The 14,139-nt window shown below is 74.2% G+C and carries 13 protein-coding genes; 6 read left to right on the forward strand and 7 right to left on the reverse strand.

What is annotated here, in order from left to right; genetic code table 11:
• The first annotated feature begins 166 nt into the window (after positions 1-166).
• Both ACZ4Z3_RS22525 and ACZ4Z3_RS22530 read left to right on the forward strand, forming a co-directional pair.
• A complete protein-coding gene (locus ACZ4Z3_RS22525; RefSeq protein ID WP_468502664.1) occupies positions 167-1,339 on the forward strand; it encodes a tryptophan dimethylallyltransferase family protein in 1,173 nt (390 codons plus the stop codon).
• Positions 1,340-1,369: 30 nt separating this feature from the next.
• Positions 1,370-2,737, forward strand: coding sequence for a tryptophanase (locus tag ACZ4Z3_RS22530; protein ID WP_468502665.1), 1,368 nt, complete (start codon positions 1,370-1,372; stop codon positions 2,735-2,737).
• A 103-nt stretch (positions 2,738-2,840) separates the two neighbouring features.
• Here the strand turns inward: ACZ4Z3_RS22530 and ACZ4Z3_RS22535 are convergent, their stop codons facing one another.
• From ACZ4Z3_RS22535 to ACZ4Z3_RS22560, 6 genes are all read right to left on the reverse strand, one after another.
• On the reverse strand, positions 2,841-3,443 hold the full coding sequence (locus tag ACZ4Z3_RS22535) for a tellurite resistance TerB family protein (RefSeq protein WP_468502666.1): 603 nt from the start codon (positions 3,441-3,443) through the stop codon (positions 2,841-2,843).
• Between the two features lie 112 nt (positions 3,444-3,555).
• Positions 3,556-4,128 carry a hypothetical protein gene (locus ACZ4Z3_RS22540; protein WP_468502667.1) on the reverse strand — a complete coding sequence of 191 codons (573 nt, stop codon included), beginning with the start codon at positions 4,126-4,128 and terminating at the stop codon, positions 3,556-3,558.
• Entirely contained in the window at positions 4,125-5,504 is a 1,380-nt protein-coding gene (locus tag ACZ4Z3_RS22545) for a hypothetical protein (RefSeq protein ID WP_468502668.1), read from the reverse strand. The genes ACZ4Z3_RS22540 and ACZ4Z3_RS22545 overlap by 4 nt, the downstream gene beginning before the upstream one ends.
• Positions 5,501-6,331, reverse strand: coding sequence for an ABC transporter ATP-binding protein (locus ACZ4Z3_RS22550; RefSeq protein ID WP_468502669.1), 831 nt, complete (start codon positions 6,329-6,331; stop codon positions 5,501-5,503). The genes ACZ4Z3_RS22545 and ACZ4Z3_RS22550 overlap by 4 nt, the downstream gene beginning before the upstream one ends.
• Positions 6,328-7,158 carry a zf-HC2 domain-containing protein gene (locus ACZ4Z3_RS22555; protein WP_468502670.1) on the reverse strand — a complete coding sequence of 277 codons (831 nt, stop codon included), beginning with the start codon at positions 7,156-7,158 and terminating at the stop codon, positions 6,328-6,330. The genes ACZ4Z3_RS22550 and ACZ4Z3_RS22555 overlap by 4 nt, the downstream gene beginning before the upstream one ends.
• On the reverse strand, positions 7,155-7,658 hold the full coding sequence (locus ACZ4Z3_RS22560) for an RNA polymerase sigma factor (protein ID WP_201452813.1): 504 nt from the start codon (positions 7,656-7,658) through the stop codon (positions 7,155-7,157). The genes ACZ4Z3_RS22555 and ACZ4Z3_RS22560 overlap by 4 nt, the downstream gene beginning before the upstream one ends.
• 346 nt (positions 7,659-8,004) lie before the next feature.
• Here ACZ4Z3_RS22560 and ACZ4Z3_RS22565 point away from each other — a divergent pair, with 346 nt between their 5' ends.
• The 3 genes from ACZ4Z3_RS22565 to ACZ4Z3_RS22575 all read left to right on the forward strand — a co-directional run bounded on the left by ACZ4Z3_RS22565 (position 8,005) and on the right by ACZ4Z3_RS22575 (position 12,067).
• On the forward strand, positions 8,005-9,525 hold the full coding sequence (locus ACZ4Z3_RS22565) for an ABC transporter substrate-binding protein (RefSeq protein WP_468502671.1): 1,521 nt from the start codon (positions 8,005-8,007) through the stop codon (positions 9,523-9,525).
• A 6-nt stretch (positions 9,526-9,531) separates the two neighbouring features.
• The gene (locus ACZ4Z3_RS22570) at positions 9,532-11,337 is read left to right on the forward strand and encodes an ABC transporter permease subunit (RefSeq protein ID WP_468502672.1); all 1,806 of its coding nucleotides are present in this window, start codon (positions 9,532-9,534) and stop codon (positions 11,335-11,337) included.
• Between the two features lie 106 nt (positions 11,338-11,443).
• Complete coding sequence (locus ACZ4Z3_RS22575) at positions 11,444-12,067, forward strand: hypothetical protein (RefSeq protein ID WP_468502673.1); 624 nt, start codon at positions 11,444-11,446, stop codon at positions 12,065-12,067.
• Positions 12,068-12,114: 47 nt separating this feature from the next.
• On the opposite strand, the gene ACZ4Z3_RS22580 is transcribed toward ACZ4Z3_RS22575, so the two are convergent.
• Positions 12,115-13,059, reverse strand: a complete 945-nt coding sequence (locus ACZ4Z3_RS22580) for an amidohydrolase family protein (protein WP_468502674.1) — start codon at positions 13,057-13,059, stop codon at positions 12,115-12,117.
• Between the two features lie 110 nt (positions 13,060-13,169).
• Here ACZ4Z3_RS22580 and ACZ4Z3_RS22585 point away from each other — a divergent pair, with 110 nt between their 5' ends.
• Positions 13,170-14,114, forward strand: coding sequence for an RNA polymerase sigma-70 factor (locus ACZ4Z3_RS22585; RefSeq protein WP_468502675.1), 945 nt, complete (start codon positions 13,170-13,172; stop codon positions 14,112-14,114).
• The last annotated feature ends 25 nt before the right edge of the window (positions 14,115-14,139 follow it).

Genomic DNA, 14,139 nt, shown 5'->3' on the forward strand with positions numbered 1-14,139 from the left:
CCGCTGCTCGACCTTCCGCCGCACACCACCGCTCCCGACGGCGCGGCCCTCTGGGGAACGAAGGCTCTCCGGGGGGCGTGACCGCCCGTCAGTTACCGCACGACGAGATACCCGCCGAGGTCGGCGGGTATCTTTCTGTGTCCCGCCGGACCCCGGGGGGACTGTCGTGAGCGGGCCCGGCGCCGCCGAGGCGCGGGCGACGAGGACGCTCGGCGGTCTCGTGACGGGCCAGTTGCTGCGGTTGTGCCAGGTGTCGGGGATCGACGAGGCCGACGCCGAGACCTATGCGCGGGTGCTGACCGACGCGTTGGCCCAGGTGGCCGAACGGTCCCTGGACCTGCCGCCCCCCGCCCGGACGTTCCTCTCCGACGACTCCACACCGGTGGAGTTCTCGCTGTCGTTCGTCCCGGACGGGCCCCCGGCCCTGCGGGTGCTGCTGGAACCGGGCAGCGGGGCCGGGAGCCTGCGCGACAACGGCCGGGCCGGGCTGGCGGTCGTCCGCTCGATGGCCGACCGCTGGGGCTTCACCACCGGCCAACTGGACGTGCTGGAGGACCTGTTCCTCCCGGACGACCCCGAGGGCCCGCTGGCCCTGTGGATCGCGCTGGAACTGCGGCCCGGCGGTGTCCCCAAGGTCAAGGTCTATCTGAATCCGGCGGCGCGCGGCGCGGACCGGGCCGCCGAGACCGTACGGGAGGCGCTGGACCGGCTCGGCCACCGGGGCGCCTTCGACACGCTGCCGCCCGGTGACGGCTACCCCTTCCTCGCCCTCGACCTCGGCGACTGGCAGGCGCCCCGCGTGAAGGTGTACGTCACCCATCGCGAGCTGAGGGCACCTGACGCGGGCGGGCTCTCCCGGATGGGTTCCGGCCCCGACGCCGAGGTGCTGGAAGGTTTCCTCCGGCAGACGGGCGGCTACGACGACGGGACACCGGGCGCCGAGGCGCGGTTCGACCGGCGGCCCGTGCTGACCTGCCACTCCTTCACCCGGACGACGGGCGGGCCCACCGGCTTCACCCTGCACGTCCCGATCCGGGGGTACGTCCCGCACGACGGGGTGGCGCTCGACCGGTCCGCGGCCGTCCTCGTCCGCCACGGCATCGACCCCGCCGTACTCGAACGGGCGCTGACCGCCATCACCCCGCGCGCACCGCGCGACGGGCGGGGGCTCATCGCGTACGTGGCGCTGGCCCACGAACGGGGCAGACCGCCGCGCGTGACGACGTACCTCTCCTCGGAGGCGTACGAGGTCCTGCCGCCGGCCTCCCCGCCGCCCCTCCAGCGGGCGCCTTCCGGCACGGCACGCGAGCCGGTCCCCGGCACACCAGCCATCAGTTGAGTCCACAGAGCAACAGGAGCACAGACCACAGTGGAGCCCTACCGCATCAAAGTCGTCGAGCCGCTCGCCCTCACCACCCGTGAGCAGCGCGAGGAGGCGCTGAAACGGGTGGACTACAACCTCTTCGACCTACGGGCCGACGAGGTGACCATCGATCTGCTCAGCGACTCGGGCACCGGCGCCATCTCCGCCGCGCAGCTCGCCGCCGGCATGGAGGGCGACGAGTCCTACGCCGGCTCGCGCTCCTTCTACCGCTTCCACCAGACGGTGACGGAGCTGACCGGCTTCCCGCACATCCTCCCCGCCCACCAGGGGCGCGCCGCCGAACGCATCCTGTTCTCGACGCTCCTCGAACCGGGCGGCGTCGTGCTGGCCAACACCCACTTCGACACCACCCGCGCCAACGTCGAACTCTCCGGGTGTCAGGCTCATGACCTGCCGTGCCCGGAGGCCAAGGACCTCGACAGCGAGCAGCCGTTCAAGGGCAACATCGACCTCGACGCGCTGCGGACCTGGCTGGAGGGGCCGGACGCCGCCCGGGTGCGCGTGGTCGTCATGACGATCACCAACAACGGCGGTGGCGGGCAGCCCGTCTCCATGGAGAACCTCAAGGCCACCGCCGCACTCTGCCGCCGCCACGGCGTCCCCATGATCCTGGACGCCGCCCGGTTCGCCGAGAACGCCTGGCTGGTGACCCGCCACGAGGCCGCCTACGCCGGCCACACCCCGCGCCAGGTCGCCGAGGAGGCGTTCCGCCTCGCCGACGGCTGTGTGATGAGCGCCAAGAAGGACGCCATCGTCCACATCGGCGGCTTCATCGGACTGAACGACCCCGTACTCGCCGAGAAGTGCGAACGGCTCCTCATCGCCACCGAGGGCTTCGCCACCTACGGCGGACTCGCAGGCCGCGACCTCGACATGATGGCCGTCGGCCTGCTGGAGGTGACCGAGCCCAGCTACCTCGCGGAGCGGGCCGAGGTCGCCGCCCATCTCGCCGGGCGGGTGCGCGCGGCGGGCGTCGACATCCTCGAACCGCCGGGCCTGCACGCCCTCTACCTCAACGCCGGGCGGCTGCTGCCGCACATACCGCCGCACAACTACCCCGGCCACGCCCTCGCCTGCCGCCTCTACCTCGAAGGCGGGATCCGTTCGGCGGAGCTCGGGTCGCTCTACCTCGGTGAGGAGGACGAGGACGGCAACCCGATCAAGAGCGCGCCGTACGAGCTGGTGCGGCTGGCACTGCCGCGCCGGGTGTACACACGCAGCCACTACGACCACGTCGGCCGGACCCTGGAGAAGATCGCCAAGGACGCCGGTTCGGTGCACGGCTTCCGGATCGTGGAGCAGTCCCCGATCCTGCGGCACTTCCGCGCGAAGCTGCGGCCGGTGACCGGCTGACGACCGGTCCCCGGACACCAGCGGCATGAAGCGACCCCGGGCCGAGGGCCTGGGGTCGCTTCATGCCGGGGTCCCTCACGGACGGCCCGTCGCGGGTGGTCCGTCAGAGGCCGAACTCCTGCGTGGGCAGCCCGAGCACACCGCACGCCTCGCGCAGGACCTGCTCCTCGGCCGGCGCGATGTACCCGTCGGCGCCCGCGACGACGAAGCCGGTCTGGACGACCGCACGGGCCTCCTGAGGCTTCTTCGCCGCCTTGGCGATCTCCTGGAGAACGGCCGCCTTGCCCTGCTGGAAGTTGAACGACAGCTGGTCCACGTGCTTGTTGAACCGCTGCCGCAGCTGGTCCGCGGGGAAGTTCTGCAGCACGTCGTTGTTCAGGATCAGCGACTCCACGTGCTGCCGCTCGGCCGGGTCCACCGTGCCGTCGGCGGCGGCGACCAGCGCGCACATGGCCATGCTCGCGTCACGGTAGGCGCCGCTCTTGAGCTCCGTCTTCAGCGACGTCAGCTGGGACTTGAGGGCGCTGACCAGCTGGGCCTTCGAACCGCCGGACCCGCCCGGCCGACCGTGCCCCTGCCCGTACGGCTGGCCCGGGGCGTGGCCGTGTCCCTGGCCGTGTCCCTGCCCCGGTCCGCCGAGGCCCCGTGACTGTGCCTGCTGCTGCAACCCCTTGGCCTGGTCCTTGATCCGATCCCACATCGCCATCCGTGCCACCTCGGCTTCAGCCCATGTCGTCCAGCGTCCGCGCACGTTCCACGCGTCACCCTGCCAACGGCCGCCGCACCCCGTGAAGTTCCGGGACCCGCCGATGGGAGGGTCACCGCCTCGGTCCCCCGAGCGCGTACACCGTCGTGCCGAGGGCCGCGAGGACCAGCGCCGTCCAGGTCGCGGAGGGGGTGCCCGGCGGCATCAGCAGCCAGCCGGCCACCTCCTCGGGCAGGCCCTCCGGGGACGGGGTGACCATCGAGACGGACAGCCAGGCGATCGGCGGCGTCCACGCGTACCGCGCCCCGAACACCGCCGCCCCGAAGGCGACCAGCCCCGTCAGCCCGGCCGCGTCGCGGACGAGGAACCCGGCGGTCGCCAGGTCCTCGCCGAGCATCCGCAGGACCAGCGGCACCGCGCAGACGACCGTACCGATCAGCAGCACGTGCGCCGTCCGGCGGACCCTCCAGCGGATCGCGGCCGTCCGGTCCAGCGCCACGTCCTGCCCGCCGAGCCCGACGGAGGCCGCGGTCGCCCCGGCGGCGAGCGCGAGCACCGGCAGCAGGGCCGCGCTCCGCCCGTCGCCGTTCCCGGCGAGCACCCACACCGCGACCGCGCCGACCAGCACCGCGGCGAGGGAGGCGGGCACCTGGCGGGACCGCGCGTACAGCGTCAGCCACCTCATCGGGACGCACCGCCCTCCAGCACCGTCAGCGGGTCGCCCTCGCAGGAGACCGCCGCGGCGTGCGCCGCCCTGATCCGCGCGACCTGCTCGGACCAGCGCAGCCCCTCCAGCTCCCGGAACACCGGGCGGGCCGTGGCGAGCTGCTCCTCCGCGAGGTGCATGGTGCCGCGGATCGGCTCCAGCTTCCCGAGGGCCCAGCCCGCCACCACGCTCTGCGCGGCGGTCTCGCCCAGCGTGCCGCTCTCCTGCTGGCTGCGCGCGAAGCACGGCGGCGCGATGCCCTGGGCGACGAGCGCCCGGGTCAGGTCCTCGCCCCCGGTGCGGGTGAAGGCGTCGTCGTCGAAGTCGACGAGCACGGCCGTGCGGGACCGCTGGGGCCGCTCGATGAGCCCCCGCGGGGTGGTGGTCTCCCGGATGGTCGTGGGCGCCTGGTCACCGAGGGCGTTGTGCAGCAGGCCGAGCGCCTTGCGGCCGGGGCCCGCGAGCCCGTCCAGACGTGCCTCGTGGACGCGGGCCACACACACCGGCCCGTCGCAGACCTGCGCGGCGGAGGCCTCGTCGACGACGTACGTCCGGCGCGGGTCGGACGGCAGCACGAGCAGGGCGATCGCCGCGCCCGCCACCACGGGGGCCAGGGCGAGCAGCCGGGTGCGCGGGGTCACGGCGAGCAGCAGCGCGAAGCCCGTCGCGGCCATGCCGAGCAGCCACACCGTCTGGCCGAGGTGCACCGAGGCGGACAGGGTGAGCAGGATCTCCCGTACGTCCGCCACCGTCGGCGACAGCAGCACCAGCCGGTTCGGCAGGGTGGACGTCGGCACCGCGGAGTCCGACCACTGGCGTACGAAACCGGTGAACAGGAAGGCGGCCACCGCCAGCGCGGGCGGGGTGAGCGGGGACGGCAGGGCCCGTGCGATCCCCATGCCGAGGACGGCCCCCGCGACCAGGGAGAACCCCCCGACCAGCGAGATCGGCAGCCAGCCCAGGTGGTGGTACTGGGCGTGGGCGAGGACCTGGGCCGCGCCCTGGAGGACGAAGAGACCGAAGGCCAGGGTCAGGGTCAGCGCGCTCGCGCCCGCCGTCATGGCCGCGCGGTGCCGGGCGGGCCGCGGGGTGCTCGCCAGCAACTCGGAGACGTTCGAACGGTGGTCGCGCAGCCCTTGGAGCGCCCCGAGCGCCACGGCGAGCGGCCACAGGAAGATCAGCAGGGTGCGCGTCCACATGGCCATGGACGTCCACTGGGCCGTCCACAGCGCGGTGCCCTTCCACCAGGGCCCGCTCAGCAGATACAGGAACCCCAGCGCGGTCACCAGGATCACGGCGCCGGCCCACGGGGCCACGGACCGCCTCAGCTCGATGCGCAGGACACGGCCGTTCACCAGGCGCCCCTCTCCCCGGCGGAGCCCTGGAGCAGCGCCGCGTAGCCGCGCTCCAGCGGACTGTCGCCCACATGCTCGGGGCCGCCCGCGGCGGCCAGCTCGTCGGGGGTGCCCTGGAAGACGAGCCGGCCCTCCGCGAACAGCACCACGTCCGTGCAGGCGGCGGCGACGTCCTCCACCAGATGCGTGGAGACGACGACACAGGTGTCCGTGCCCAGCTCCTGGAGCAACTGCCGGAACCGCACCCGCTGCGCCGGGTCGAGGCCGGCCGTCGGCTCGTCAAGGAGCAGGACGGTCGGGTCGTTGACGATGGCCTGGGCGATACCGGCCCGGCGCACCATGCCGCCCGACAGCGCCTTCATCCGCTCGTCGGCGCGGTCCGCGAGCCCCACCCGCTCCACGGCGCGCTGCACGGCCGCCGGGATGTCCGCCTTGGGCACCTCCTTCAGCCACGCCATGTACTCGACGAACTCGCGGACCGTGAACCGCTTGTAGTAGCCGAACTCCTGCGGCAGATAGCCGATGCGGCGGCGCAGCGCTCGGTGCTCGCCCCGGCCGCCGACGGACTCGCCGAGCAGCTCCAGGGTCCCCTCCGCGGGGCGCAGCACGGTCGCCAGCGCCCGGATGAGGGTGGTCTTGCCGGCCCCGTTGGGCCCCAGGAGGCCGTGGACGCCGGTGCCCAGCGACAGGTCGAGCCCGTCGACGGCCATGCGTTTCCCGCCGACCTTGACCTTCAGCCCATGGGCCCGGATCTCCCAGGCGTAGGCCGTCGGCGCGATGTCGGCCGCGCTCACCGTGGACATGTGATGGTCCTTTCCGATGGTCATCGATGGGCTCCCAGCACGGAGTAGGCGCCCCTGCGGGCGATCACGACTCCGAGGCCGAGAGCGAGGATCAGTCCCCACACGGGCAGTCCGTCCGTGCGCAGCGCGACCGCGGTACGGCCGTCGGCGAGGGTCGGCGCGACGATCACGGCGGCCCACACCCCCACCAGCGAGACGGCGGCGCGGGTCACGCCGACCACCCCGCCGAGCGCCAGCGTCGCCGAGGTGAAGGCCAGGCAGGGCAGCAGCCACTGCGCCACCATCACCCCCGTCGCCCAGCCGCCCACCAGCAGCGCGGGCACCACCACCGCGAGCACGGCCACGGTCCGCCGCAGCACCAGCTGGAGCCCGGCCCGGGGGACCGAGGCCGTCAGCTCGTACGCGGGGTCCAGTCCGCGCGCCCATGAGGCGGCGACGCCGAGCACGGGCAGCACCGGGGCGAGCACCAGCACCGGGGACACCTCGCCGGCTCCCGGGCGGGGGCTGCCGCCGAGGAGGTCGAGCAGCAGGGCCGCGAGCGTCACGGCGGCGGCCATGGCGAGCCACGGCACCATCGCGGGGGTCGCCCACCGCGACAGCCACGCCGGCCGGCGTCGGCGGCGGGGCGGCGCGGCGGCGCCCGTCACCCGCGGTTCCAGACCGGACCACACGGTGTCGACCAGGGACGCCACGGCGGGCACCCCGGTGGTGACGGCGGCCGACAGCCGGTCCCGGCAGACCGGGCATGTCTCCAGATGGGCCTCCACGGCCCACACCTCGTCGTCCGGGAGGCCGGTGGCGCCGCGCGCGTAGGCCTCGATGATCCGCGTCGACGCGTGTTCCACGCTCATGCCAGTGCCTTCCGCATCGCGAGCCGGGCCCGGCGGGCCCGGGTCTTGACCGTGCCCTCGGGCAGCCCGAGCAGGACGGCGGTCTCCCGGACCGACAGCCCGTCGAGCACCATCGCCTGCAGTACCTGCCGGAGCTCCGGCGCGAGGCGCCGTAGCGCGTCCCCCACGTCACCGCCGACGGTGGCCGCGAGCGCCTCCTCCTCGGCGGCGGGCGCCGCGTGGGGGAGGGCGGCGGTCGGTGGCGGCTGCGCGTGGTGGGCCCGCCGCCGGAACGCGTCGACGAGGCGGCGCGCCGCGATCGTCCACAGCCAGCCGACGGCCGTGCCGCCGACCGCCGCCCCGGCGAACGCGCCCGCCGCGCGCCACACCGCCAGATACGTCTCCTGCATGACCTCGGCGACGATCTGCTCGTCCGCGCAGCGCCGCCGCAGCCGGACCGCGAGCCACGGCGCGGTCCGCCGGTACAGCTCCTCGAACGCCGCGCGATCACCACGGGCCACCAGCCGCACAAGACGCTCCTCGTCCGGCTCGCCACCCCGCCCTTTCCTGACTGCTCTCACACCCCCTAGACGCCCGCCCCCGGCGCCGGGTTTTCCCGGGGGAGTGATCCCCGTCACACATGGCCGCTCGCGCCCCGAGGAGGGGAAGCGGGCCCCGGTGAGCCCGCGATCATGCCGTGCCCGGCCCCACTCGCCCGCCCCGTCGCGGAGGTTGGCGATCTCGATGGTTGAGACTTCACCCACCCGCTGGGGCTTCGGTAAGGCTTGCCTTATAAGCTGGCCCGGCCCTGTCGAACGGCCCCCGTGCGCCGGGGCGCGCCCGACCCCTCGCACGACAGGACCCACCATGCGCACCACGTCCCGCGGCCTCATCGCGGCGCTCGCCCTCAGCCCCCTGCTGGCCGGCTGCTTCGCGTCCGGCGACGGCGGCTCGGGGGCGGACGGGGCGGGCTCGGGCGGCCGGCTGCGGATCGCCCTCGCCGTGCCGCCGGTGCAGGCCCTGTCGCCGTACAGCAACGACGCCACCGTCCTCAGCAAGCTCTCCGTCGCCGAGGGCCTCACCGCGCTGAACAAGGACGGCGCCGCCGCGCCCGCCCTGGCCAAGTCCTGGAAGCAGCGGAACGACACGACCTGGACCTTCGAGCTGCGCGAGGCCACCTTCCAGGACGGCACCGAGGTCACCGCCGACACCGTGGTCAACGCTCTCGACCACGCGAACGAGGCGGAGACCAGGCCCCGCGTCCTCAGCGATGTCACCCTGACCGCGAAGGCCGACGACGCCGACACCGTCACCCTCACCACGAAGACCCCCGACCCGGTCCTCCCGCTGCGGCTCGCCAGCCCCGCACTCGCCGTCCTCTCCCCGAAGGCGTACGCGAAGGACGGCACGGTCAGCCCGATCGGCACCGGCACCGGCCCGTTCGAGATCACCGAGCTCACCGGCAAGACCAAGGCCACCCTCGACCGTTACGACGGCTACTGGGGCGGCAAGGCCGAGGCCCCCGGCATCGACGTCAGCTGGATAGCCGACGGCACCGCCCGCGCGGGCGCCCTGCGCGGCGGCGACGTCGACATCGCCGAGTGGATCCCCACCGCCCAGGCGAAGCTCCTCGACGAGGCCACCCGCCACGAGGTGCCGTCCGTACGCACCGACAGCCTGGTCCTCAACACCGCCGGCGGCCTGTTCGCCGACGCCTCCCTGCGTGCCGCGGCCCGCGAGGCCGTGGACGGCGGCGTCCTCGTCGACTCCGTCTTCGGCGGCTACGCCGACAAGGCCGAGGGCCTGTTCGGGCCCGCCGTCCCCTGGGCCGCAGGCGACCGCGTGGAGGTGACCGGCCGGGCGAAGGCCGCGACCGCCGCCCAGGTGAAGAAGGAGACGAAGGGCCGGACCCTGCGGCTCGCCACCTACACCAACCGCGCCGAACTGCCCGAGGCCGCGACCGTCCTCCAGCAGCAGCTGGAGAAGGCCGGGTTCACCGTGAAGCAGGACGTCCGCGAGTACACGCAGATGGAGGCCGACCTCCTCGCCGGCAAGTACGACGCGCTCGTCTTCTCCCGCGTCACGCTCCTCGACACCGGCGACGCGGTCGCCTACCTCGCCAGCGACTTCACCGGCGACGGCGTCTACAACATCGCCGGCCTGAAGGACGCGAAGGTCGACCGGGCGATCCGGGCGGCCGCCGAGGAGGGCGACACCGCGGAGCGGCACAAGAAGATCATGCGCGCCGAGGCGGAGATCCTGCGCACCGACGCCGTCGTCCCGCTGGTCCACGAGAAGGTCGTGCAGGGCATCGCCGACGACGTCGAGGGCGTCCTCCTCGACCCCCGCGAGCGGTCCCTCGTCGACGTCGACACCCGGCTGAAGTAGCCGCCGATGAGCTTCACTTCGGCCGGCGCCCGGAGCCTGCCGACCCGGTGGCGGGCGGGGGCCGGCCGGGCCGTCGCCGCCACCGCCCTGCTCACGGCCGTCGCCTTCCTGCCCTGGCTGTCCGGCACCGACCCGGCGCTCACCGTCCTGCGCGCCCGCTCCGCCGAACAGGACCCCACCCCGGCCCAGTTGGCCGCCGTACGGGAGCGACTCGGCCTCGACGAGGGGCCGTTCGTCCATCTCGGCCGGTGGCTGGAGGGGCTGGCGCGCGGTGACGCGGGCACCTCGTGGGTGTCGGGCGAACCCGTCCTGCCGCAGGTCACAACCGCCTTCGCGGTCTCCCTCACCCTGATGCTGGGAGCGCTGGCCGTGACCGTCGCGGTGGCCGCGCTGGTCAGCGCCCGCACCCTGTACCTCGGGTCGCGGCAGCGACTCCTCCGGGGCCGGGCGGGTATCGGCGCGGCCGTCCTCGCCGCGCTGCCGAAGTTCCTCCTCGCCTCCCTGCTGGCGACGGTGTGCGGGGTGTGGCTGGGCTGGTTCCCCTCCCAGGGCTGGACGGGCCCGGCGTCGATGGTGCTGCCCGCGCTCGCCCTCGGCGTGCCCTCCGGCGCGATGATCGGCGGACTGCTCGACCAGTCGCTGCCCGCCGCGTTCCACGAGTCCTGGGCCCGCACCTGGCGCGCCTACGGCCTGCCGCCCGGCCGGATCGCCCGCACGGCGCTACGCCGCGCCCTGTCCGGGGTACTCCCGCAACTCCTGCCGACCGTGGTCGCCCTGGTCGGCGGCGCCGTCGCCGTGGAGAAGATCTTCAACATCCCGGGTCTCGGCCGGCTCGCCCTGGAGGCCGCGATCGCCCAGGACCTGCCGCCCCTCCAGACGGCGACCCTCGCCCTCGTCCTCCTCGGCGTGGGCGCGGGCCTGGTCATCCAGGCGCTGCGCCGCGCCCTGCTCGGCCCGGCCCTGCGCGACGGCGCCCTCCCGGCCCTGCACCCGCCCGCGCTGCCCCGCCCCCGCTCCCTGCCCTGGATCATCGGCTGCTGCGCCCTCGCCCTGCTCACGCTCGTCGTGGCCGGCCTGCTGCGCGACCCCCTCCACGTGGACACCGCGGCCCGGCTGCTGCCGCCGTCGCCCGACCACCCCCTGGGCACCGACCCGCTCGGCCGGGACCTGCTGGCCCGCCTCGGCCACGGCGCGCTGCGCACGGCCTCCGTCGCCCTCGCGGTCACCGCCGTCAGCGCCCTCCTCGGACTCCTGATCGGCACGGCGACCCAGGCGGGCGCGGGCCTCACCGAGGTGGTGTCGACGCTGCCGGCCGTTCTCGCCGGCCTCCTCGTGACCGCGGTGACCGGCCCCTCCGTGTGGGGCGCGGCCTGCGCCGTGTGCCTCGTGGGCTGGACCCCGTACGCCGCCCAGACGTACGCCCTCCTCGAACAGGAACGGGCCAGCGGCCACCTGCTCGCGTCCGTCTCCTTCGGCGCCGGGCCCGGCTACCTCCTGCGCCACCACCTGCTCCCAGCGGTCCTGCCCGCCCTGGTGCGCAACGCGCTCCTGCGCCTGCCGACCACGGTCCTGGTCCTGGCCTCCCTGGGCTTCCTGGGCCTCGGCGAACAGCCGCCCACCCCGGAGTGGGGCCGCCTCCTCTCCGAGAACCAGCCCTACGCCGAACTGGCCCCCTGGACCGTCCTCGCCCCCGCCGCCGCCCTGGCCCTCTTCGCGGTCCTCACGGTCGCCGGCACGGCGACGGGCCACCGCACACCCGCCCGCCGTCCCGCCCGAGGAACGTCACCCGCCGGCCCCGCGAGCGGTCGTTGACCGGCCCTGCGCACGGTCCTTCACAAGGTCCGCCCCCCGCTCCGACCGGTCCCCACCGATCCCGTTGATAGCTTGCGGTTCCAGCCAGTTCACACCGGGGGACACCATGAACCAGCCACCGCCGCCGCAGCACCCCTATCAGCCGTACGGGCAGCCCGTCCCACCGCACCAGCCGCCGGGACCGCCCGGGTACGGGCCGCAGCCGGTCCACGGGGCTCACCCGGCGCCGCCGTTCGCACCGCAGCCCTTCGTGCGGCGGCCCCCGAGCGCCGGCGGCCACCCGGTGGGCGCCGTCCTCCTCGGGCTGCTCGCCTCGTTCCTCGTGGCACTGCTCTACACCGTCCTCAACGTCGCCACCTACAAGGACCAGACGCTCACCACGGCCAACGCCCTCTACCTCGGGCACGCCCTGCTCAACGGGGCGATCGTCGGGCTCCTCGTCGGGCTGGTGGGCGGCCGCGGCAACGGCGCCCGGATCGGCGGGGCCCTCATCGCCGCGCTCGGCGCGTTCTTCGGCTACACCAACTCCCTGCCCCTGGTCTACGCGGTCGAGTCGACGCCCACCGCCGCCTGGGACCTGCTGAGTTACGAGCCGTTCTTCCCGGCGAAGGCGTGGTGGACCAGCGAGGCGGACGGCGGCGTCGACTGGTTCTCGCCCCTCGGCCTCGTCCTCGCCGCGGCCGCCGCGTACGGCCTCGCGTACGCGATGGGCACCCGCCGCCGCGCCTGACCCCCGCTGACCCGGCGGGCCCGGCACGCGCGCCGGGCCCCCGGCCCTCACAGTCCGAAAAGCTCCGCCCCGTTGTCGTGGCACACCGCGCGCAGCCACTCCTCTCCCAGCCCCAGCCCCTCCAGGGCCTGGAGCTGGTGGAGGTACGGGTAGGGGATGTTGGGGAAGTCGGAGCCGAGCAGGACGCGGTCGCCGAGGGCGGCCAGCCGGGGGAGGGCGCGGCGGGGGAACGGGGCGAGGACCTCGGAGAAGTCGGTGAACGCCATGGTCGTGTCCAGCCGCACCTCCCCGTACCGTTCGGCGAGGTCCAGGAACTCCTCGTACTCGGGCATCCCCATGTGCGCGACGATCAGCCGCAGTCGGGGATGGCGGGCCAGTACCCGCGTGATCGGTCCGGGGCCGGTGTGCTTGCCGGGCGCGGGCCCCGAACCGCAGTGGATCACCACGGGGACCCGCGCCTCGGCGAGCAGTCCCCATACGGGGTCGAGGAGTTGGTCGGCCGGGTCGTACGCCCCCACCTGCACATGCGCCTTGAAGACCCGCGCGCCCGCCGTCACGGCCTCCCGGACGTACGCCTCGGCGTCCGGCTCGGGATAGAGGGTCGCGGTGTGCAGGCAGTCCGGGGTGCGGCGGGCGAAGTCGACCGCCCAGCCGTTCAGCCAGCGGGCCATGCCGGGCTTGTGCGGGTAGAGCATCGCCGTGAAGGCCCGTACGCCGAAGCGCCGCAGCCGGGCGGTCCGTTCCGCCTCCTCCTCGCGGTAGGTGATCGGCCACTCCAGTCCGCCGGTCAGCGGCCCGACCGCGTCGAAGTACTCCCACACCTTGCGCAGCACACGCTCGGGCATGAAGTGCGTGTGGACGTCGACCAGTCCCGGAAGCCCGAGCCGCCCCCAGAACCCCCGGATCTCCTCGGCCTCCGTACCCGCCGGCACGTGCCTGGGGGGCTCGACGGCCCCGGCGTCGTCGGCGGACCCCTCGCGGTGATCACTCATGCCGCCCACCCTCGGCCCTGACGGGACGTCCGGTCCACTCCCGCGCGTGAGTGGGCCCTGAGGCGTCCGTCACGCGCGCCGGGCGCCGGGCACCGCCTAGGATCCGGGACATGGCGTTGACGACGGACGACGTGGACCGGTTCGAGGCGGCGAGGCCCCGTCTGGAGGCGATCGCCTATCGGCTCCTCGGCTCGGCGAGCGAGGCCGAGGACGCCGTGCAGGAGACGTTCCTGCGCTGGCAGGGGGCCGACGCCGAGCGGATCGAGGTGCCCGAGGCCTGGCTGACGAAGGTGCTCACCAACCTGTGCCTCAACCAGCTCACCTCGGCCCGCGCCCGCCGGGAGACCTACGTCGGCCAGTGGCTGCCCGAGCCGCTGCTCTCCGGGGACCCGATGCTCGGCCCCGCCGACACCGCCGAACAGCGCGAGTCCGTCTCGTACGCGGTCCTCACCCTCATGGAGCGCCTCACCCCCAACGAGCGGGCGGTGTACGTGCTGAAAGAGGCGTTCGACTACCCGCACCGGGAGATCGCCGAGATCCTCGACCTCAGTGAGGCCGCCAGTCAGCAGATCTTCCACCGCGCGAAGAAGCACCTCGCGGCGGGCAAGGCGCGTACGGAGATCGACGAGGCGGCGGCCCGGCGGATCGTCGAGGAGTTCCTCGCGGCCGCCACCAGCGGGAGGACCGAGCCGCTGGTGAAGCTGCTCACCGCGGACGCCATCGCGGTCGGGGACGGCGGCGGGAAGGTCCCGGCCCGCTCCAGGGCGTTCGAAGGCGCCCTCGCGGTCGCGAAGTTCATGCGGGGCTTGTTCAAGCCGACCCCGGCCAAGCGGGCCGTCATCGGCGGCTCCGCCGCGATCCACGTCACGACGGCCAACGGCGGCCCCGCGATCCTCGCTGTCGTCGACGGCCGGGTCGTCGGGGTCATCTGCCTGGAGATCGACGCGGAGGGCATCGTCGCGTTCCGCAGCCAGGTCAACCCCGACAAGCTGGAACGCGCGACGGAGGTCTGGGCGGCCACCGACCACGGGGAACCCCTGTTCCACGCCTTCTGAGTTCCACCGCCAGAGGGGTGTGACC

It is taken from the genome of Streptomyces sp. NPDC030296 (assembly GCF_055572815.1).